We start from the raw sequence: 21,203 nt of genomic DNA, 5'->3' as shown, positions 1-21,203 counted from the left end.
ATTTATAAATTTACCCCCATTCAAAAGTAAAAATAAAATAAGCCCTACGATATGAAATTTATTGTTTCCTCTTCTGCCCTGTTAAAGCAGCTTTCGGCAATCAACGGTGTGGTGACCACTAATCCTGTAGTGCCCATTTTGGAGAATTTTCTTTTTGAGATAAAAGAGAGCCTATTGACTATTACGGCATCTGATCTTCAGACTTCGATGATCACCGAAATCAACGTGGAGGCCAAAGAAGATGGAAATATTGCGGTACCTGCAAAGATTTTGATCGAAACGCTTAAAAATCTGCCTGAGCAGCCGGTTACCTTCAGCATAGATCATGATACCTATGCAGTGGAGATCAGCTCAGATAACGGACGATACAGATTGGCGGGAGAAAATGCCACTGATTTCCCTAAAATACCTACTGTAAGCAATGCTACCTCTGTGGATATGTCCACTGAGGTGCTTTCTTCTGCGGTTTCGAACACCATCTTTGCGACCAGCTCTGACGAGCTTCGTCCTGCGATGACGGGCGTATATATCAACCTGAGCCCTACCAATACCACCTTTGTGGCTACAGATGGACACAGATTGGTAAGATATAGGAGAGTGGATATAGCTTCTCAGGATGCCGCTACGCTGATTATTCCTCGCAAAGCGCTGAATCTATTGAAGTCCACGCTACCATCCGAAAATCTACCGGTGACAGTAGAGTTCAACCAGTCTAATGCCTACTTCAATTTCAACAACATCAAGATGATCTGCCGTCTTATAGATGAGCGATTCCCTGATTATGAAAATGTGATCCCCTCTGAAAATCCTAATGTGATGACCATAGACCGTGCGGAATTGTTAAGTTCCCTACGTCGTATCGCCATCTATGCGAATAAGACAACACATCAAGTGAGATTGAAATTGACCGGCAGTGAATTGATGATCTCCGCCGAAGATCTTGACTTCTCAAATGAGGCAAATGAAAGACTTTCCTGCGAACATGAAGGTGAGGATATAGAAATAGGCTTCAATGCCAAATTCTTGGTGGAGATGCTTAACAATCTTTCTTGCAAAGAAGTAAGCCTGAAGTTTTCGGCCCCTAACCGTGCCGGTTTGATCCTTCCTGCTGAGCAAGACGAAAATGAGGATATCCTCATGCTGGTAATGCCGGTGATGTTGAATAACTACGTGTAAATAACCACACAGACTATAAAACGAAAAGCCCGGGGAGCACTTCGGGTTTTTTTGTTGTTTTGGACGCAAAGGGCGCAAAGTTTTGCAGAGGGGCAATTTAATTGTGCCGTGTGTTGGCGTGGGATTGCATTGGTTCGGGCTAAAGTCTTCAGACTTGTCTTTGTGTCTTCTTTGTGATCTTCGTGGCTTAATAACTTAACTCACTTCTTTTTAGCGTCACGCAAAGATTTTAAGTATAACCCTTCCACCCGCTCTCTGGCCCAGGGGGTTTTTCGAAGAAATTTTAAGCTGGAATTGATCGAGGGATCATGGGTAAAGCAGCGAATGTTGATTCTTTCGCCAAGTTCTTCCCAGCCGTAGAACTCTACCAGATGATTCACTATATCAGCGAGTTTGATGCCGTGGAGAGGGTTGTTGGGTTGGGAGTTGGATTCTGAATTCATTTTATGGTATATCTCTTAATATTTCAATTTACTGAATTGGAGATCAAAAAGATCGATTGAATCATTTCCTCTCTATAAAATCCCAAAGATTGCCATACAGATCCTTGAATACGGAAACCGTTCCAAAGGCCTCTTCTGAAGGTTCCCGGATAAATTCCACGCCTTTGGCGGTATAGTTGTGGTAGTCACGGTAGAAATCATCCGTGTATAAAAACAAAAACACCCTCCCTCCGGACTGAAATCCGATCTGGTTTCTCTGCAGTTCATCAGCGGCTTTGGCCAACAGCAAGTGGCAGGAGGAGCCCGGGGGCGAGACCCTAACCCAGCGTTTCACATCACTTAGGTGAGTGTCTTCAATCAGTTCAAATCCCAGTGTTTGGGTATAATATTCTATGGCCTCATCATAATCTCTTACTAAAATTGCAATTTGTCCGAGTTGTTGTTTCATTGACGAAAATATAACTTCCTGTTCTTTTCGACATGATAAGTCAGGAAGTTTTTTCTGCTGGGGACTCTATGTCTTCCACTATAAAAACCGCATTGTTGTTTAAGTCATATAATCTGAATTCATACGAGCCCAAGCCGTATTTTCAGAAAGCTGGCTTCTTACTTTTTCAAGCTCTGTTTTAATTTCTTTGATGCTTTCCCATTCCCTTCCTTCCTCACCATGTTCTATACCGACGTATTCATGGAAATCATGAAGTAGTATTATCTTCATCATTTTGGAGTAGTCCAGGGCGGATTCATTTCCATAGTCGTCCCAAACCTTTGGTTTGAGGCTGACACCTTTAGCCTGGGGCATCAATTCATCCACACCTCTATATGAATCATAGGAAATGGACTTTCCATCTTCTGTTGCTATCCGGAAATTACCAAAATCCGGCAGACTACCTGCTCTTGGATGGTCAGCCTTTTCGATCATCTCAGACAACCATTCCCCATTACTTGAAAATCCTCCGTGATTTTCTATTAACACATTGATATCATAGTCATCGGCAAATTCGCATAGTTCATGCAGGCCGGCACTGGCGAGGTCACTTGCCTGTTTATAATCTGCCGGAGAGGTGCTCCAAGGAATTGCGGAATAAGCGTTCACACGGATGGAGTGACAGCCGAGGAACATGGCGGCTTCTACCCATTTTTTATGTTTTTCGACGGTTTGGCTTCTTTCTTCTTTGGTAGATGCTCCTAGCATTCCTTCCCCGTCACACATGATGAGAACCGACCTTACTCCTTCGCCTTCAGCCCGGGTTTTCATTTCCTTCAAATAAGCCATGTCTTTGGCTTTGTCCATAAAAAACTGATTGACATACTCTACAGCATCTATACCGGCTTTTTTCGTCAGGATAGGGAAGTCGAGATGATCCATCTTTCCGGAGAAAAGCTGCTTGTTCAGAGACCATTCTGCAAGGGAAATTTTAAAGAGAGGGTCTGACCTTCTTGCGGAAAACCCCAGATGGGGAATCCCTAGGCTAATAGCTGCCGTGGCTAGGCTGGCCGATTTGAGGAAGTTTCTTCTGTTGTTCATATTGGGTTAGGTTAATGACTAAATAGAAAATTAAATATTTACAGCTACTTGAGCCTTATTAATGTGCCTATATTTCCCAGCCTTTTCGGTAATCTCTCGAAAGGAATTTATGGGCTTCCTTGTCATTGGTGATTTTCAGAGCAGAGGGATCAAAATCAACTTTTTTTCCTGACCGTAAGGCAACTGCACCCAGATTGACTGTATCAGTAATGGTCTGAGCACGGGTAAAACTTCCTGGTGTTTGAGTCCCGGACTGGATAGCATCCACCCAGGCTGTACTGTGTCTCTCAATTTTACTGGAATCAATCCTTTCCGAAGATGGTCTTGATGTCATTTTGGTCTCTGGTAGTAAAACCGGGTTTTCTCCACGGAATCCCCCAAGGATTTTTCCTTTAGTCCCTACCAGCATCAGACCCTCATCGGGAGTGTCTTTTTCCTCCATTTCCAGCTCTAATGGGGCAAATGGTTTCATGCCTCCATCATACCAGAACAGGTCAAAAGGTGAAAGACTAGCCTGTTGGGGGAATTTCCATTTGATCATGCAGCTTGCGGGAAATGCCACATCATTTTTCACCCATTCATAGACACCGTTTACTTCTTCGCGAGTGGTTGTTCCATAGGCTTTTGCACTGATTGGAGAATTACTGATTCCTAGGGTTTCAAATAGGGGGAAAAGGCTATAATGTCCCATGTCTGCCACGGATCCCCCTCCGAAGTCATACCATCCCCGGAAGACGTTGTGGGTGTAGTTTTTATGATACTCCATTTCGGGTACCGGCCCTAGCCAAAGATCCCAGTTGAATCCTTCCGGAATGGTTTCACTCCCAGTGGGGCGTTTAGTCCATTGTTGCCATACAGGCCGATAAGACCAGTTGTGGATTTCTTTCAGTTCTCCGATCAGTCCTTCATCTATCCAGGCTTTGATCTGTCGATATTCCGGGCGGTCAGACCAAGCCAGTAAATGCGTGATTACACCGCTTGATTTTGCTTTTTCAATGACTTTTCTGCCTTCCAAGAGCCTGTTGGAAATAGGTTTGTGAGTGACCACATGTATCCCTCGGTCCATGGCGGCCAGAGCGATAGAGGCATGGGTATGATCCGGAGTCATGATTTTGACCACATCTATGTCCTTTTCTTTTGCAAAAAGTTCACGGAAGTCTTCATATGACGTGCAGCTGTTTTTGCTTCCAGCTGGACTGTTTTTTTCATAAAACCGATCTACATAGGTTTTTCCCACGTCTCTTCCTCCAGGTATCCCTTTTGTATTATGCCACCAATTATCATCTCCCAATACGGTGCGAATATTGTCCCTGATGCCATAGGGGGACCAATCAATGTAGTCTTCACTATATTTATTCACATCACATACAGAGACTATGCGCACTTTAGGGTTTTGAAGTAGCTCTCCCATTTCCCTGAGTCCTTGGGTGCCGCATCCAATATTCGCTAACGTGATCTGATCAGATGGAGGGACTTTTCCTAGACCTGCAATAACATGGGAAGGAACAATGGAAATCGACGCGGCGATTGATGCCGCTGTACCGACAAAGTCTCTACGGCTTAATTTTTCGGGGTTTTTCATGGGTATATAATTTGTCTTTCAATGGTCACACTTATCTGCTGGTAGGCTCGATTTCATGTGTCTAATATTGATTTTAGTCGTGGCGATTTCAAGGATTTATTGGTTGTTTTTCAATAGGTCTTCCTGTGCGGTGTCCGGAATTTAAGAGATCCCTTCCTTCTGCTCGGTTATTGCATCTTATTTAAATTTATGGTATATGATTAACTGGAGGATTTATTTTCGGGAAGATAAATATCAAAAGTTGCCCCTTGATTAGGTTCACCTTTAGCAGTAATAAAACCATGATGGTTTTCTACTATTTTCTTCACGATGGCAAGCCCTATCCCTGTCCCCTGAAAAACATCTTTTCCGTGTAGCCGCTGGAATAGTTCGAAAATCCGTTCATGATATTTTTGATCAAAACCTATCCCATTGTCTGAAATACGGATATGGCAGTAAGTAGTAGAAGGTGAAAGGCGAGCGATCTCAAATTCCTCCCCTAGTCTCTTTTCGCTGGCAATAGCTATATGAGTTTGGCGTTCTTTGGTGGAAAATTTGAGTGAATTACTGATTAGGTTTTGTAAAAGCTGCCGGAATTGGAAGGGGATGATATTAAGTGTGCAAAGCTTGTCGGATTCTATGACCGCATTGTATTGGGTAAGCTCTTCTTTGAGATCGGTTTTTACCTCTTGAACTAGTTTATTAAGGTCTGTGGGCTCATACTTCCGTTCTGAAATAGAAGTGCGGGAATAGGCAAGTAAATCACTTATCAAAGCCTGCATACGCTTGGCCGCATTCTGCATTCTCTTGAAGTACTCCTTTCCGTCATCGGTGAGGTTGTCGTACTCATGTTCTAAAAGCAGGCTTGAAAAAGTCTGGATTTTTCGAAGAGGTTCTTGCAGATCATGGCTTGATATATAGGCAAAAGATTGAAGCTCCTTATTCATACTTGCCAGGTCTTTAACCTTCTGTGCCAGTTCTTCAGTACGCTCCACTACTAGGCGCTCTAGTTCATTAGTGAATTCTTTTTGGTCATGAATATCCGTACTGGAACCTACCCACATCTGTATATCCCCATCCTGATTGAGTTGAGGTCTGGCGCGGCTCAATTGCCATCTATAGGAACCGTCGTATTTTCTAAACCTATGTTCAAAAAGGAAGTCTTTTCCGGACTGTATTGAGTTGTTCCATGCTTTGAGGTTTTCCTCTCTATCATCCGGATGGACGATGGTGAGCCATCCTTCCTGATCTAATTGTGCTGGGGTGAACCCAGAGAATTCATACACGGATTGATTGAAATAATTCAGCTTGCCTTCAGGATCGGCAGTCCAGATATGTTGGGGGAGGGAATTGGCCAAGAGTCTGAATTTCTGCTCGCTATCTTCTAATTTTTGTCTGTTGATCCTGTCTTCAGTAATGTCCCGTACAGTTCCCAGGACTTTATGGGGTTTTCTGCGTTCATCAAAATGAACCTTGCCTTTAATTTCTATCCATTTGATTTTGGAACTTGAGTGAAGAACCCGGCAGGTGTAATGCAGATTACCATCACGAGAAAAGGCTTTCTCAAAGGCCTTTTTCCGTAATTCCATATCCTTGGGGTGAATTTTACTTAAAAAATCATTTTGGCTTAGTTGACCCCGTGAAAATTCAAAAATATCCTGCAGCCTTTTAGAAGTATCAAGGCTGTTTGTTTTAAAGTTATAATCATAAGTACCAAGTTCTGAGGCATCGATGACCATAGTGAGCTTCTCCTCGTTGGCTTCGATTTTTTTATGGGCCAAAACCTGCTCTGTGACATCATGTCCTATAGTTATGATTCCGTCTATTTCCCTGTTGGTATCATAGAGTGCTTCGTAACTGAAATTAAGGTAGAGTGTTGTCAGCTTTCCATCCCGCATCAGCTTTACGGGCATTTCAGATGCGGCGAATCTTTTACCTGTATTATATACATCATCAAGCAATTCCTTGATTCCTTGTTCCTTCAATTCTGGAACAGCTTCAAGAATAGGCTTGTTTTTTACCTCATCGGCTGTCTTTCCCCATAGGACTAAGGCATTGGCATTTGCTATATCCGTTATATATTCTGACCCTTTAAAAGTTGCTATGGATGCAGGAGCCTGCTGAATAATCAGCCTGAGTTTTCGCTCACTGTCTTCAAGTTTTCTTTTTAGCAATACTTCAGCAGTAGTTTCCACACAGGTTACCAAAATTCCCGCGATTTGTGCGGAATCGTCTCGGACTGGACTATAACTAAAAGTCCAATAGACGTCTTCTATGTGTCCATTTCTATAGATCGGGACCAATAAATTCTCGAAAAACAGGGATTCTCCCTCTTCTAAAACCTGATCCATTAGAGGTTTGATGATATGCCATATTTCTGACCAGGATTCTTCACCTCCTTTTCCAAGTATGTTGGGGTGTTTACCCTGGTCACCTAAACTAGGTCGGTAGGCATCATTGTAAAAGCAGGTCAATTCTGAACCCCACCAGAGAAACTTTGGGAATTTGGATGCTAAAAGTATGTTGATGGTTGTTTTAAGGCTTTGCTGCCAAGAATCTATCGGCCCCAAAATAGTCTCTCCCCAATCCTTTTCTCTGATTAATTGCCCCATTTCACCGCCTCCAATTGGGAATGCTGCACTTTGATCTGCCATAGTTGTTTTCACTGGGATTGGATTACAAAATTTGTTTTTGAGGTTTTTTCGGACTTATTTATCAAGCTGCTAAGACCACGGAATATCACATCTTTTAATTTCGAATATTCTCCGGGCTTTAGGATGTAATGAAGAGCACCTTGCTCATAGAATCTATTGACCGATGGCTCATCTATTGAGGTGGAGTAAATAATGACTGGCAATTTCTTGAATTTGTCATGGGACATGATTTCGGAAAAGCACTCGAAACCGGACTTCATAGGCATATTCAGATCCAAGAATATGACATCTGGTAAATCTTCTTCTGCAGTCAAAAGCAGGTTCATCAACTCTGCGCCATTGGCTACTGTAGTCAACTTAGTGGGAACAGGGAGCTTGGAGAGTGAATCCTTGAAAAAGAACCTGTCGTCTTCATCGTCGTCGGCAAGTAAGAGTTTAATAGGTTTTAGGAGCATTGTTTATTATTAACAGTTAGGCTTTGGGGACTCTTTCAAATAAACTAGTATAGCTCAAGTTAAAGTTTGTAAGGCATTTTTCCATTTATTCTTGTGCCCCTTTTGGAAATTTATGTTAGAGGTGTCTATGGCCTATTAGATGGATATAAAAGAAGAGGATTCGTTGATTACTAAAGGTGGATTGCTTTGGGTTTTGTGAGGGGGACAATCGACTAAGGGTAAGGACGGACTGATCAGTCGATAGGAGGGTAGAGTCTAAAGCGGGAATGCATTGATAACAGAGAGTTTTAGGCAATCACTCAAGTAAGGGGAAACAAAATGACCTTGGTAGGTAATCCTCTTCTGCTTCTTTCTGTTCACCAAGCCCGTATGCAAAGATGAGGGTCACTTAGAAAGATAGCTGCGATGCTTAGTTACTTTCAGAAAAGCACATAATCAAAAAAGACATAAAATCTCACCTGGCTTTCCATAAGCTAGAGCTACACGGATTGATTTGAAAAAAACGTAAAATAGAAACCTAATTTCTAATTCACCGAAATATTGGTGAACCAAATGATTTTTTGACCAGCTTGGTTTGAGTGGGAGGTGGCAAGCTTGATAGGGCCAAATTGCTCTACTTCTTCCCAGGTGGTGGGCCGTCCTTCAGATCCATTGCCCCTACGGAATACCCATTCCAAAATCATGTTGTTGTCATCCAGGTATAGGTCATATGCGTCACCTGGGGTGTAACCATCCGCAGTGTTGTATATAACTGTCAGTTTGGTAGAGTTGGTGCCAGCTATGGGAGAGGGCACATTTTCTTCAGTCTCATATTCATATCCGGAATCCCAAGCCAACTGAAAGGGGAACATCATCCAGTATTTGTCATTGATAAATCCTTTATCTGCCTCAGGCAAGGAATCATAAGGCATGTCCAAACTGTACGTGTAGCTGGTGTCGGCAGTGGCATAATAGACCGTTCGGTCTTTTATATTCCATTTCCAGTCCCTTGTCATTACGTTCACTGAGTCCCGCTGTACATTCCAGGTGTATGCGATGGAATTCACCTCATCAAATTTATCAAAGCCATAGGCCATAGCTACCTTCATCGGTAAAGTATCCGGAGTCGTTTCTTTGGGCTGGCATGCCTGTAGAATACAGACCACCATCAGAATGCATGTGATGTGTTTCATAGCTTTGTTTTTCTATAAAGTTAACACACTTAGGATTCAAATCTATTTATAAATGACTTTTAATGTGTCTGATATACAATGATTTTGAATGGTTTTAGGTGTAAGGTGAAGGGCTTACACAAGACCATCCTCCGTCGATGATCAGGGTTTGTCCGGTAATATGTCTGGCTTCCTCAGAGACCAGGAATGCCGCTGCGTTTGCGATATCCCACACTGTTGCCGGACTGCCGAGTGGCGTGATTTCGCACCATGTGCTTTCATAATCCGGGTCAAGTAGGGTTCTGTTGGTTACTGTTGCTCCGGGAGCTATCGAGTTCACTCTGATTTTAGAAGGAGCAAGCTCTAGGACCAGATTTTTGGCCAGCATTTCTATAGCGGCCTTGCTCATGGCATATGCAGCTAGGTTTTCATGGCTTTGATGCGCCGTCACCGAGGACGTCAAAAGCATAGCTCCCCCATTTGGCTGCTCCTTCATGACTTTTGCGGCGGCCTGGGCCAGGAAGAAAGTACCGGCTTGATTAACTCTGGTAACTTCCATGAAATCAGCTCTGGAGTACTCCAAAAACGCTCCGAATAGCGTGATTCCGGCATTGGCCACGATAATATCAACAGTTCCAAAATGTGAGACGGCAGCTTGGATCATTGCTTCAATCACTTCTTCAGAGCTGGAATCACCTGAGATGGGAATTGCAGCTACTCCATGGACATGGCTTATCCTCTCACATGCCTTGCTGATCAGTTTTTCTTCCAGGTCATTTAGTATTAAATTCACGCTTTGGGCAGCGAGTTTTTCGGAGATGGCCAGGCCGATTCCCTGACCAGCTCCGGTAATAATGGCTGTTCTTTTGGTTTTCATGTATCAATGCGAATCCCGCTTTACTTCTGATCCAGAACTACCCTGTAGAAAGTCGAAATCCACCCCTTCGTGTGCTTGGTTTACCTTGTCAAGAAAGAGATTGACATAACCTCTCTCATAAGGCAGACTCAGAGGGTTGAAAGTAGCTCTTCTATTTTCAAATTCTTCCTCAGAGATTTTGAGGTTCAACGTTCTTTCAGGGACATTGAGCTCTATCAGATCTCCTGTCTTGACAAAAGCAAGAGGTCCTCCGATGGCGGATTCTGGAGATACATGTAGTACCACTGTTCCGTATCCAGTTCCACTCATTCTGCCATCAGATATTCTGACCATATCCTTGACCCCTTTGGCGAGAAGTTTTTGGGGTAAGCCCATATTACCTACTTCAGGCATTCCGGGATAACCTTTCGGCCCCACGTTTTTCATGACCATGACGGAGTTTTCGTCAATTTCCAACTCCGGGGAATCTATTCGGGCTTTGTAATCATCTATATCTTCAAAAACAACAGCTTTTCCAGTATGGATCAATAGATGCGGCGAAGCGGCAGAAGGTTTGATAACAGCACCATTCGGGCAGAGATTGCCTTTCAGCACAGCGATTCCTGAATTGGGTTTAATGGGTTTTTCAAAGGTGCCGATAAGATTTCTGTCGTAACACTGAGCTTTTTTGAAGTTTTCTACAATAGGTTTACCGTTTGCTGTGATCGCATCGGCATGTAAGTATTTTTCTATTTCCTTCATTACCGCAGGCAGGCCACCTGCATAAAAGAGGTCTTCTACCCAATGCTCGCCAGATGGCTGCACGTTGGCAATCAGCGGAATCTTGGAAGAGAATTTATCAAAATCCGTCAAGTCAACCTCTACCCCGATTCTTTTGGCGATAGCAGTGAGGTGAAGGATGAAGTTAGTTGACCCTCCTAACGCAGCATTGACCATAATGGAGTTTTCAAATGCTTTACGAGTCAGGATTTTGCTCATTTTCAGGTCTTCGTTCACCATTTCCACGATTCGCATACCTGTCATATGGGCCAGAACTTTACGTCTGGAATCAGCTGCTGGGATGGTGGCGTTATCTGGTAGGGAAAGACCAAGTGACTCGACCATGGCAGCCATAGTAGATGCCGTGCCCATAGGTGCGCAATGTCCCACGGAGCGGGACATGGCTGCTTCAGCCTCTATCATATCGTCTTGGGTCATGTTCCCAAGTTTGAATTCTTCTGCAAATCGCCAGATATCTGAGGTGCCGATTTTTTTTCCTTTATAGCGTCCTACTAACATTGGGCCACCTGAAAGAACTATCGAAGGGATATCCACAGAGGCAGCTCCCATGACCAACGAGGGGGTGGTTTTGTCACATCCGCACATAAGGACTACCCCATCCATAGGGTTTGCCCGGATACTTTCTTCCACGTCCATACTGGCCAGATTTCGGAAAAGCATCGCTGTGGGCTTAACCGAACATTCGCCTAAAGACATCACGGGGAACTCAAGTGGAAAACCGCCTGCTTCCCAGATGCCGCGTTTTAACGCTTCGGCGAGATCTCTAAAATGCGCATTACAAGGAGTAAGCTCGGACCAGGTGTTACAGATTCCGATTACAGGTTTATCACCTTCAAACAAGTGGTGCGGAAAACCCTGGTTTTTCATCCAAGAACGATAGATGATTCCATCCTTTCCGGTGCGCCCGTACCAATCTTGACTGCGAAGTTTTTTCTTTGACATATAGGTTTTTTGGCTAATTGAGCCAGAATTTACCAAAAATTATGAGAAGGAAAGAAGCGAAAAAATATTGTAGGGATATTTATTGTAAATATAAGTAAAAAGGGGTCTGGCTTCTGGTTTTATATCTGTCTGATTTATTGGAGACTATGTCAGGAATGGCAAGAAATCAAGATTTTTATCCAGGGCACTGTTTTTTTATACAAGTAATCACAATAACCTCAAAAAAAAGAGAGCCCTGAAATCAAAGCTCTCTTTTAAGAAGTAACTAATGTCACTCTAAATTCTCTCTATGTCTGCTCCCAGTGCTTTCAGCCTCTCATCAATATTCTGATAACCACGGTCAATCTGTTCTATATTATCGATGATAGAGGTGCCTTTGGCAGAAAGCGCGGCGATCAGCAAGGCTACTCCGGCACGGATATCCGGTGAGGTCATCCGGATGCCCCGAAGTTCAGTTTTCCTGTCCAGGCCGATTACAGTAGCTCTATGTGGATCGCACAGAATAATCTGCGCTCCCATATCGATCAGTTTATCCACAAAGAAGAGGCGTGACTCAAACATCTTCTGATGCACCAGCACAGTGCCTTTGGCCTGCGTGGCTGTCACCAAGACAATGCTTAGCAAATCAGGGGTGAAACCTGGCCAGATAGCATCGGCTACGGTAAGTATGGATCCATCTATAAAAGTCTCTATTTCATAATATTTCTGAGCAGGGACATGGATGTCATCACCTCGGAATTCCAGCTTGATACCCATTCTTCTAAAAGTATCGGGGATGATACCAAGTCGTGGTATTTGACAGTCTTTGATCGTTATCTCAGATTGGGTCATGGCAGCGAGACCAATAAAGGAACCGATCTCTATCATGTCGGGGAGCATTTTGTGGGAAGTTCCTCCCAGCTTAGCAACGCCTTCAATCGTAAGCAGGTTTGATCCTACTCCTGAGATTTTGGCTCCCATACGATTAAGCATGTCACAAAGCTGCTGCAGGTAAGGCTCACAGGCCGCATTGTAAATAGTGGTGGTGCCTTCTGCCATACTGGCGGCCATTACGATATTCGCGGTACCTGTCACAGAAGCTTCGTCAAGGAGCATGTAGCTGCCTTTGAGATTTTGCCCATCGATGTGGAAGATCTCGTTTTCCGAATCGTAGTTGAATTTGGCACCCAGCTTCTGAAAACCTGTAAAGTGGGTGTCCATTCTCCTACGCCCGATTTTATCCCCACCTGGCTTGGATAGTTTGCCCTTGCCAAACCTTGCCAAAAGGGGCCCCAGTAACATTACAGAGCCTCTCAGAGCTGATGCTTTTCTAAGATAATCCTGAGTTTCCATATACTCAAGATTGATCTCATCTGCTTGGAAAGAATAAGTTTCGGGGCCTTGCCTGGTGACTTTCACACCCATATCGCTCAATAGCTCAATGAGCTTATTGACATCTACTATGTTGGGGATTTTATCTATAGTGACTTTCTCCGGAGTAAGGAGAACTGCGCAAAGAATCTGTAGTGCTTCGTTTTTTGCTCCCTGGGGAATAATCTCGCCTTTAAGCTTGATTCCACCATTGACACGGAATGAACCCATTAATTTCTACGTTTTTTGTTGTGTCCGTTATTTGGGCGACGTTTGTTGCTGTGATTGGATCGCTTGTTTTTAGAATTGCTGCGTTCTTCCTGAAGTGGGGGCTTGAAATCCCGGCGAGTATTTGATTCAAACAGCCCGTTTTCTTTTACCTTCTCCAGATCTATGTGCAGTTTTCCTTTAGATAACGTCTTGATGTCATCCAGAATTATGGCGTCATCAAAATTTTCCCTGTTCCAGGTAGAGTGGAAGCTTCGCATCAATTGTCCGATGAAAATGATGGCAGCCTCTTGCTCTTCGTCGTCCTCCAGTTTGATAGCGACTTCGATGAGTTTCTCTATGTTTCTGCCATAGTGCTTGAATTTGATCTCACTGGTAGGGTAGCCGATGGGTTGGGGTTTTTTGCCTAACAGTTCTTTCTCTGGCATAGGAAACGGTGCGTCCACATCCAGTTTGAAATCAGACATGATATACAGGTCGTCCCAGAGTTTCTGATCATTCTCCTGTTTCAGAGAAGGATTCAGTTGCTTGATGATTTCTATTGCTGTGAAAGCACTTTGGGTACGCTTATCACGATCTTCAATCGCCGTGATATGATCAACGAGGCGTTGAATGTTTTTGCCGTATTCTTTCAAAATGATTTTTTGTTTGTCTGGTTCAATGTGCTCCATAATGCCTCCCTATTTTGCGCTAATCAAGGTAATGAAAAAATTACCAAAAGGCAGGGGAGCAAGTGCTTAGTCTATAATCCTGAGCTTCGCAAAGCTAAGTAATAATGTTTTCTCACCAAAATGCTCGAAGTGAATCGTTGCTTTTCGATTAATTCCCTCTGTTTCAATTTTTTGAACCTTGCCAAAACCAAACTTTGGATGTTCTACCAGCTGTTCCACCTGCAGGTGGTTGGTGTTGGATGGTTTGAAATCAGGGCTGGGCGTATGTACTTTCATCGCTGTAGGCATCCGGGTTTCAGGTTTTTTCTTGATGCCAATGTATCCAGATGACTCAGTTGTCCCCGGTAACCCTTCTCTACGGAAAGCTCCGGACATTTCTTTCGAAGATACCTTTTTGCTAACCTTAATGCAATCCGGGGATACTTCCTCCAGGAATCTACTTGGCTCGCAGTTTAACAATCTGCCAAATCTATAGCGGGTAAGTGCATAGGTGAAATAGAGTTTCTCCATTGCCCGTGTGGTGGCCACATAAAACAGCCTTCGTTCTTCCTCCAAATCCTCCCGACTCTGCATCATCATCTGGGAAGGAAACAGATCCTCTTCCATTCCCACGACAAAGACCTGCCTGAACTCAAGACCCTTTGAGGAGTGTATGGTCATCAGTGTAATGGCATCAGTGGTGTCTTTGTCCCTGTCATTGTCCGTGAGCAGCGCTATTTCCTGTAGAAATGCCCCTAGGCTTTTATCTTCATTTTCTTCGTTGTCCACATATTCCTTGATGGCATTCAGAAGTTCCTGCACGTTCTCATAGCGGTTGAGTCCTTCTATGGTCTTGTCTTCGTACAGCTCGCGCAGGAGCCCACTTTGCTTGGCTATGCTACTGGCTGCCTCGAAGGCATCTTTCCGTTCTACCTCAATCTTAAAGGCTTTGATCATCGTGGCGAAGTCATCCAGCTGACTTGCTGCCCTGCCTCCGATGAAGCTGTGTGCATTCTGCACCACATCCCACAGGGGCATGTCATGGTCAAATGCCGCCACTAATATCTTATCCACAGAAGTATCACCTATGCCACGTTTCGGGTAATTCACGATTCGTTTGAATGCCTCTTCATCCATAGGATTCACGGTGAAGCGCATATATGCCATCAGATCTTTGATTTCTTTTCTCTGGTAGAATGAAAGCCCACCGACGATTTTATAGGTCAGGTTCAGTTTGCGGAGTGCTTCCTCTATCGCTCGGGATTGGGAGTTGGTTCTGTATAGAATGGCAAAGTCACTGTTGCTGAGTTTTTTGGTGTTTTTCTCTTCGAATATAGTGGAGGCCACTATTTTTCCTTCCTCGCTATCGGAGCTTGCTTTGACCAGTTCTATCAGGTCCCCTTCACCATTGGAGGTCCATACATTTTTCTTGAGTTGTGCTTTGTTCTTGTCGATGATGGAATTGGCAGCGTTTACAATAGTTTTGGTGGAGCGGTAATTTTGTTCCAGTTTGACCACGAACAGATCAGGATAATCCTTCTCGAAATTCAGGATGTTCTGGATGTCCGCGCCCCGGAAGGCATAGATACTCTGTGCATCATCACCTACCACGCAGATATTCTGGTGTACGGCTGCCAGTTTTTTTGTAATTAGGTACTGGGATAGGTTCGTATCCTGAAACTCATCCACCATCACGTATCTGAAGCGCTGTTGGTATTTATTCAGCACATCGAGATGATCCCGGAACAGGATATTTGTATTGAAAAGCAAGTCATCAAAATCCATGGCCCCGGCCTTGAATAGCCTGTCCTGATAGCGCTGGTAGATCTCTCCCATTTTGGGTTTCATGGCCGCCTCATCATCTGCTTTTACAAAAGGGTCATCCTGATACACACGCCAGGAAATCAGGCGGTTTTTGGCGCCCGAAATCCTCGAGAGAACCGCATTGGGCTTATAAACCTTGTCGTCCAGGCGCATCTCTTTCACAATCGTTCGGATCAGTGATTTGGAATCATCCGAATCATAGATGGTGAAATTGGAAGGGTAGCCGATTTTGGGAGCTTCTACCCTCAGTATTTTAGCAAAAACGGAGTGAAAAGTCCCCATCCAGGTGTTCCTGGCCTCCAGTCCCGCCAGTGATTCTATCCGGTGGCGCATTTCTGCGGCCGCTTTATTGGTAAAGGTCAGGGAGAGAATATTGAAGGCATCTACACCTTTGCCATAGATAAGGTGGGCGATTCGGTAGGTGAGCACACGGGTTTTGCCAGATCCGGCACCTGCGATGATCATCACCGGCCCGTCTGTATGCTCTACAGCCAATCGCTGCTCTGGGTTTAAACTATCGAGGTAATCCATTTTTTTAGAAGCTGGATGCTAGACACAAGTATCAAGATTGAGTATCAAGTAGCTAGTATCAAGATTTAAGATTCAAGAGCCAAGAAGATGTAGTGTCATGACTCAAATAATAAGGTTTAGAAATCAGGTTTCTACGATAGAATTGAGAATGGAGATGGAAAATTTTTCAATCTTCTAATATTTCAATTCTTAAAGACTTAAACCTTCCACCGTTTGTGGCTCCACAGGTAAAGGTCCGGTTGCCTGCGGATGTTTTCTTCCAGCCTGCGGCAAAATTCATCCGTAATACTATGAGCTGGATGATCTGTATAGGGCGGTCTTGCCAGTTCGGTGAATACAAAACGATAATGTCCCCGCTTTACTTTCGTAATCTGCCCATAGAAGACGGGAAGTCCCATTTTCTTTGCCATAAACTCCCCGCCTTCAAAGAAAAGCGCCGGTCGGTTCATAAAACCGCGGGTATATCTGCTGTCTGAGACGGGTGGGCGTTGATCCGCTGCAAGATGCACGATTCTAGGTTTGCTCCGCATAGTAATCATACTCCGGCGAAATTCCCTCTTTTCTGTCATTATTCCGCCAAAATGTGTCCGGATTTTTAACATTAGCTGGTTAAAGAAGGGATTGTTGAGTTTTAGATAAACGGTCTCAGCAGTGACTTCAGTATTTAGCGCTACTCCCAGAATGGCCATTTCCCAGTTAAAGATATGTCCAGCCATCATCAGCGAGCTTGTTCCGGATTTTATCGGTGCATCTACCAGTTCTTGGTTGACCACGTGAAATCTTTGGCGGAGTTCATTCTCAGAAATTGTCAGCATTTTGATGGTTTCCGCAAAGAAAGCATCAGTAAAATTCCTGTAGAATTTATTTCTTATTTTTTTTCTTTCCGTCGGAGTTTTCTCAGGGAACGCATATTTCAGGTTCTCATCGATCACTTTTTTGCGATAGCTGATCACATACCGGGCTATGAGATAAAGCACATCTGAAAACAAGTATAAAACAGGTAAGGGAAGCCTGGAAAGCAGTCTAAAGAAAAACATAACGGTATATCGCTGGGAAATCTGTGGCTGAAGAGAGCCAAACCTTGGAACAAAATAAACGAAATCGCCTGAATTCTTCCCAATTCCTAGTTATAATTTCACCCAATTGTTACTTTTGGGACTTATGTCGGAAGTTCAGCGCAGAAAATATTCTCAGGAAGAGAAAAATGCCATCTTCGATGGAGAGTTTATGCCACACATAGACTCAATGTACAATTTTGGCTATAGGCTCACCTTCGATGAAGATGATGCCAAGGACCTCGTACAGGATACTTACCTGAAGGCCTATCGGTTTATCAACTCATTTGAGCAGGGCACTAATGCCAAAGCTTGGCTTTTCAGGATTCTGAAAAACAGCTTTATCAATGAGTACAGGAAGAAATCCAAGCAGCCTACGAAGGTAGATTATCAGGAAGTTGAAACTTATTACAACTCGGATGACGTTCAGTACCAAAGTACTAGCGATCTCAGGGCGGAATCTGTCAAGGATATGCTCGGAGATGAGATTTCCAACGCGCTTAATAGCTTGGCGGTGGATTTCAGGACTGTGATCATCCTGTGTGATCTGGAAGGGTTTACTTACGAGGAAATGGCCAAAATCCTGGACATTCCCATAGGTACCGTGCGATCAAGATTGCACCGCGCAAGGAATCTGTTGAAGGAGAAGCTTCAAGGATATGCCCAGAATATGGGATACAATACGGACGAAGAGGAGGAATAACTAACGAATATTACCCATGGAAATGAATGACAACCCATCCGGTGAGCGAAAGAAGCAATGCAGTGACGAGAGCAAATGCTTCCAGTTGCTGGAAAGCATATTGGACGGAGACCTGAAGGATTCGGGCAAAGAAGTGCTGAAGGAAAAACTCGCCAAATGCCAGCCATGTTTCGAACATTACCATCTTGAACAGGCCATCCGCGATGTATTGAAAACAAAATGCACCAAACACGCTGTACCTACTGAATTGGCAGATTGTATCCGTCAGAAAATTCAGGACATCAAATAATCATGACACAAGGTAAGGCCATAATTTTTTCCGCTCCATCCGGGTCAGGGAAGACCTCGCTCGTGAAGCATCTGATCCAAACCATCCCTAACCTTGGTTTTTCCATCTCTGCCTGTACACGTGACAAGCGGGGAAGGCATGAGGTACATGGCAAGGACTATTATTTTTTGAGCCAAGAGGAATTCAAGCAGCATATTGATAACGATGACTTCATCGAATGGGAAGAAGTCTATGAGGGCAACTTCTATGGCACACTGAAGGAGGAGATCCAACGGATCTGGAATTCGGGCAAAGCCGTTATTTTTGACGTGGATGTCAAAGGAGGTTTGGCCCTCAAAAAATACTTTGGAGAGCAGGCACTGGCGATTTTCGTAAAAGTACCTAGTCTGGAAGTACTGGCTGAGCGTCTAAACGACCGGGGCACGGAGTCCGAAGAGTCTCTTTCCCGCCGACTGTTCAAGGCGGAGTTTGAATCCAAGTTTGAGCCGCAGTTTGACGTCACGGTAGTGAATGACGAATTTGAGAAATCCAGCGCGGAAGCCGAATATCTGGTGAACGAATTTTTAGCCCGATAGTCGAGTGAAAATAGGTCTGTATTTCGGTTCTTTCAATCCCATCCATATTGGCCATCTGATCATAGCGGATACCTTGCATGACCGCACGGATCTGGATCAGGTTTGGTTTGTGGTGAGTCCGCAGAATCCGCTCAAAAAACGGCAGTCTTTGATTCATGAATTTGATCGCTTACGCATGGTAGAGCTTGCGATAGAAGACAATTTTCAGTTTCGGGCTTCGGATGTGGAGTTCTCCATGCCCAGGCCAAGCTATACTGTGGATACGCTCGCATACCTTTCCGATCAATACCCGCAACACCAATTTTGTCTGTTTTTAGGATCAGATAATCTTACCCAGCTGAAGCGCTGGAAGAACTATCAGGCCATCTTGGACAATTATGAGATCTTCGTCTATCCACGTCCGGGTGAGGTCAAGACTTTTGAGCATCCGAATATCAAGCTGATAGATGCGCCACTTCTGGATATCTCCGCCACTTTTATCCGTAAGTCAATTCTTGCCGGCAAGTCCGTCAAATACCTTCTTCCCGATGGAGTGGCAGATTATATCCGGAACAAGAAGTTGTATGTGTAGCAAAAAGCCTATCCGAATCATCCATTAAAAAAAAAACAACCATTCATATAATCCTCATTGCCAAAGACAAAATCCGAATCCATATTCATTTAAGCTTTCGTGAGGGAGTTGTTTTTGGCCAAAGACTTTTTCGTTATCGTTGTTCCTAACCTTAGGGATGATATAAATTTTACTAAATCATGAAAAAAATTAAATTTTCGATTTTAACCTTGCGATTGATTATCTCCTCTGGTTTGGCTTTAAATGCACAAACAAGTTGCGATACAACTCCAGATGTGGGACAGACAGTAGGTGGATGCTTCACCTTCTCTGGTCCTGGAGGAAATGTTGCCGGATGCAACGCTTACAATGCTGGGCCTATTTGTTATTATACTATCAGTGTGGAGTGATTAATAAAAAGTAGTAACTCATTCCTTAGAGAAATTACTTTAAGAGTATTTATAAAATATTTCTGCAATCGCCAGTACTGGGATTAAGTTCCTAGTACTGGTAATTTTATTTCCATTGATAATTATGAAAAATTATATACTTCTGCTTTTATCCTTTTTTGTTATTTTTTATTCATGTAGCTCAAAAGACGGGAATAAGGCAAATAATATTTCCACGACTGAAAATCACTTAAAACCCTTGACGGATAAGAGTAACCATCAAAAAACTGAAGTCGATGAAACTGAAGTCGATGGAAAAGAATCATTATTAACCCTAGAATCTAAGGAGAAAGGGTTTGACTTATTTTTGGATAGTGTCACCCCTGTTTTCAATTATCACAGTCAGCCTGTTATTATAAATAATGAAATGAAAATATTATGGTATAACCAAGAGAATAATTCATTGGACTTTTACGATTTAACTAGCAAAGCCCTTGAGACTAGAGTTCAATTTCAACTAAATGGCCCAAATGCGCTTCCTGGGATGGGCTTAGGCGCTGGGGTTAAATTTGTCAGCCCAGACTCGATACTTCTCTTTAGTGGACCGCTAAAGCGGATTTATTTGACGGATTTATCAGGGAAGATATATAGTAAAGTTGAACTTAGCAAATATGCACATGGGTTTGGTTCAGTTTCTATGGAAAGCCCATTTGCATATCGTAACGGACACATTTATGTCCAAATAATGCCTAATATTGCTATTGATGCTCCTGATTTTTCCAGTCCTGATTACAATAGAATTGCAAAGATCGATCTAAAAACCGGAGAATTTGAGGAATTTTATATAGATCCTCCAAGTGAGTCGAAAGGAGTGGAGATGTCACAGCAATTGAAAATGATGGACATTATCTATAATCCCAAAATTGATAAATTCATTATAAGTTTTCCTCTATCTGATAAAATAATCGTTACAGATTTCAAAAATTATAAGAAAGAGTATGTTGCTAAAAGTTCTTTAGTGAAAGATGTAATTAAACTGGATCCTGAAAAGAAAGGTGTGCCTAGGTCGAGTATAGTCAGTTTCTTCTATTGGATTAATAGCTCTTATGAAAAGATGATTTATGATCCCATCAACGATCTCTATTTTAGAGAGGCTAGAAAGGGTATTTCTGAAGAGGCTTTTAAGCAAAGAAATTTTACTGAAGAAAGAGAGATAATAGTTCTCGACTCAGATTTTAATAAAATTGGAACTTTTTCCTTTAAAAGTGGGGGGATTTATTACTATTTCTTTGCGAAAGATTATTTCTTTTGGAATAAGGATCTTAAAAAATTTAATCTGGACAATGGCGTAGAGGATTCCTTATTCTTTCAGGGTAAGGAATTGATATTTTGAGTTAAAACTCAAAATAGATGTTATACGTATTTCTAGAAGAGGCAAATCCCTCACGACTCGGTATTATAAGTAGAATATGATCGGAAAATTCTACACCAA

Annotated in this window: 20 protein-coding genes; 7 read left to right on the top strand and 13 right to left on the bottom strand. The window is 43.2% G+C overall.

The genetic code is table 11. The features are described 5' to 3' along the window. Nucleotides 1-51 precede the first annotated feature (51 nt). Nucleotides 52-1,176 (top strand): DNA polymerase III subunit beta, encoded by a 1,125-nt coding sequence (gene dnaN / locus LZF95_RS05240; protein ID WP_233753921.1) that lies wholly within the window; start codon nt 52-54, stop codon nt 1,174-1,176. A gap of 200 nt (nt 1,177-1,376) precedes the next feature. On the opposite strand, the gene LZF95_RS05235 is transcribed toward dnaN, so the two are convergent. From LZF95_RS05235 to LZF95_RS05175, 13 genes are all read right to left on the bottom strand, one after another. Next, entirely contained in the window at nt 1,377-1,619 is a 243-nt protein-coding gene (locus LZF95_RS05235; RefSeq protein ID WP_233753920.1) for a VF530 family DNA-binding protein, read from the bottom strand. Between the two features lie 61 nt (nt 1,620-1,680). Further along, nucleotides 1,681-2,067: a VOC family protein gene (locus tag LZF95_RS05230; RefSeq protein WP_233753919.1), complete on the bottom strand. Its 387-nt coding sequence runs from the start codon at nt 2,065-2,067 to the stop codon at nt 1,681-1,683. Nucleotides 2,068-2,166: 99 nt separating this feature from the next. Further along, complete coding sequence (locus tag LZF95_RS05225) at nt 2,167-3,147, bottom strand: sugar phosphate isomerase/epimerase (protein WP_233753918.1); 981 nt, start codon at nt 3,145-3,147, stop codon at nt 2,167-2,169. 67 nt (nt 3,148-3,214) lie between these two features. Beyond that, entirely contained in the window at nt 3,215-4,729 is a 1,515-nt protein-coding gene (locus tag LZF95_RS05220; protein WP_233753917.1) for a Gfo/Idh/MocA family protein, read from the bottom strand. Nucleotides 4,730-4,929: 200 nt separating this feature from the next. Next, the gene (locus tag LZF95_RS05215) at nt 4,930-7,362 is read right to left on the bottom strand and encodes a PAS domain S-box protein (RefSeq protein ID WP_233753916.1); all 2,433 of its coding nucleotides are present in this window, start codon (nt 7,360-7,362) and stop codon (nt 4,930-4,932) included. A gap of 8 nt (nt 7,363-7,370) precedes the next feature. Next, nucleotides 7,371-7,817, bottom strand: a complete 447-nt coding sequence (locus LZF95_RS05210) for a response regulator (RefSeq protein WP_233753915.1) — start codon at nt 7,815-7,817, stop codon at nt 7,371-7,373. Nucleotides 7,818-8,341: 524 nt separating this feature from the next. Beyond that, a complete protein-coding gene (locus tag LZF95_RS05205) occupies nt 8,342-8,989 on the bottom strand; it encodes a hypothetical protein (RefSeq protein WP_233753914.1) in 648 nt (215 codons plus the stop codon). Between the two features lie 94 nt (nt 8,990-9,083). Next, nucleotides 9,084-9,845, bottom strand: coding sequence for an SDR family NAD(P)-dependent oxidoreductase (locus LZF95_RS05200; RefSeq protein ID WP_233753913.1), 762 nt, complete (start codon nt 9,843-9,845; stop codon nt 9,084-9,086). Nucleotides 9,846-9,848: 3 nt separating this feature from the next. After that, nucleotides 9,849-11,567: an IlvD/Edd family dehydratase gene (locus tag LZF95_RS05195; protein WP_233753912.1), complete on the bottom strand. Its 1,719-nt coding sequence runs from the start codon at nt 11,565-11,567 to the stop codon at nt 9,849-9,851. A gap of 276 nt (nt 11,568-11,843) precedes the next feature. Next, nucleotides 11,844-13,148: a UDP-N-acetylglucosamine 1-carboxyvinyltransferase gene (gene murA, locus LZF95_RS05190; protein WP_233753911.1), complete on the bottom strand. Its 1,305-nt coding sequence runs from the start codon at nt 13,146-13,148 to the stop codon at nt 11,844-11,846. Next, the gene (locus tag LZF95_RS05185) at nt 13,148-13,816 is read right to left on the bottom strand and encodes a DUF4290 domain-containing protein (RefSeq protein ID WP_233753910.1); all 669 of its coding nucleotides are present in this window, start codon (nt 13,814-13,816) and stop codon (nt 13,148-13,150) included. Before LZF95_RS05185 ends, murA begins: the two co-directional genes overlap by 1 nt. Nucleotides 13,817-13,882: 66 nt before the next feature. Beyond that, nucleotides 13,883-16,150 carry an ATP-dependent helicase gene (locus LZF95_RS05180; RefSeq protein WP_233753909.1) on the bottom strand — a complete coding sequence of 756 codons (2,268 nt, stop codon included), beginning with the start codon at nt 16,148-16,150 and terminating at the stop codon, nt 13,883-13,885. Nucleotides 16,151-16,347: 197 nt separating this feature from the next. Next, nucleotides 16,348-17,208, bottom strand: a complete 861-nt coding sequence (locus tag LZF95_RS05175; RefSeq protein WP_368670762.1) for a lysophospholipid acyltransferase family protein — start codon at nt 17,206-17,208, stop codon at nt 16,348-16,350. Nucleotides 17,209-17,311: 103 nt separating this feature from the next. On the opposite strand from LZF95_RS05175, the gene LZF95_RS05170 reads away from it, so the two are divergent. The 6 genes from LZF95_RS05170 to LZF95_RS05145 all read left to right on the top strand — a co-directional run bounded on the left by LZF95_RS05170 (nt 17,312) and on the right by LZF95_RS05145 (nt 21,104). Next, a complete protein-coding gene (locus tag LZF95_RS05170) occupies nt 17,312-17,908 on the top strand; it encodes a sigma-70 family RNA polymerase sigma factor (RefSeq protein WP_233753907.1) in 597 nt (198 codons plus the stop codon). 16 nt (nt 17,909-17,924) lie between these two features. Next, nucleotides 17,925-18,197, top strand: coding sequence for an anti-sigma factor (locus LZF95_RS05165; RefSeq protein WP_233753906.1), 273 nt, complete (start codon nt 17,925-17,927; stop codon nt 18,195-18,197). A gap of 2 nt (nt 18,198-18,199) precedes the next feature. After that, nucleotides 18,200-18,772, top strand: coding sequence for a guanylate kinase (gene gmk, locus LZF95_RS05160; protein WP_233753905.1), 573 nt, complete (start codon nt 18,200-18,202; stop codon nt 18,770-18,772). A gap of 4 nt (nt 18,773-18,776) precedes the next feature. Further along, entirely contained in the window at nt 18,777-19,343 is a 567-nt protein-coding gene (nadD, locus tag LZF95_RS05155; RefSeq protein WP_233753904.1) for a nicotinate (nicotinamide) nucleotide adenylyltransferase, read from the top strand. A gap of 179 nt (nt 19,344-19,522) precedes the next feature. Continuing rightward, a complete protein-coding gene (locus LZF95_RS05150; RefSeq protein ID WP_233753903.1) occupies nt 19,523-19,732 on the top strand; it encodes a hypothetical protein in 210 nt (69 codons plus the stop codon). 124 nt (nt 19,733-19,856) lie between these two features. Next, nucleotides 19,857-21,104, top strand: coding sequence for a DUF4221 family protein (locus tag LZF95_RS05145; protein WP_233753902.1), 1,248 nt, complete (start codon nt 19,857-19,859; stop codon nt 21,102-21,104). Nucleotides 21,105-21,203: the final 99 nt, after the last annotated feature.

This window comes from Algoriphagus sp. AGSA1, from assembly GCF_021390545.1.
Taxonomy (GTDB): domain Bacteria; phylum Bacteroidota; class Bacteroidia; order Cytophagales; family Cyclobacteriaceae; genus Algoriphagus.
This window is presented reverse-complemented; position numbering and strand designations above follow the sequence as displayed.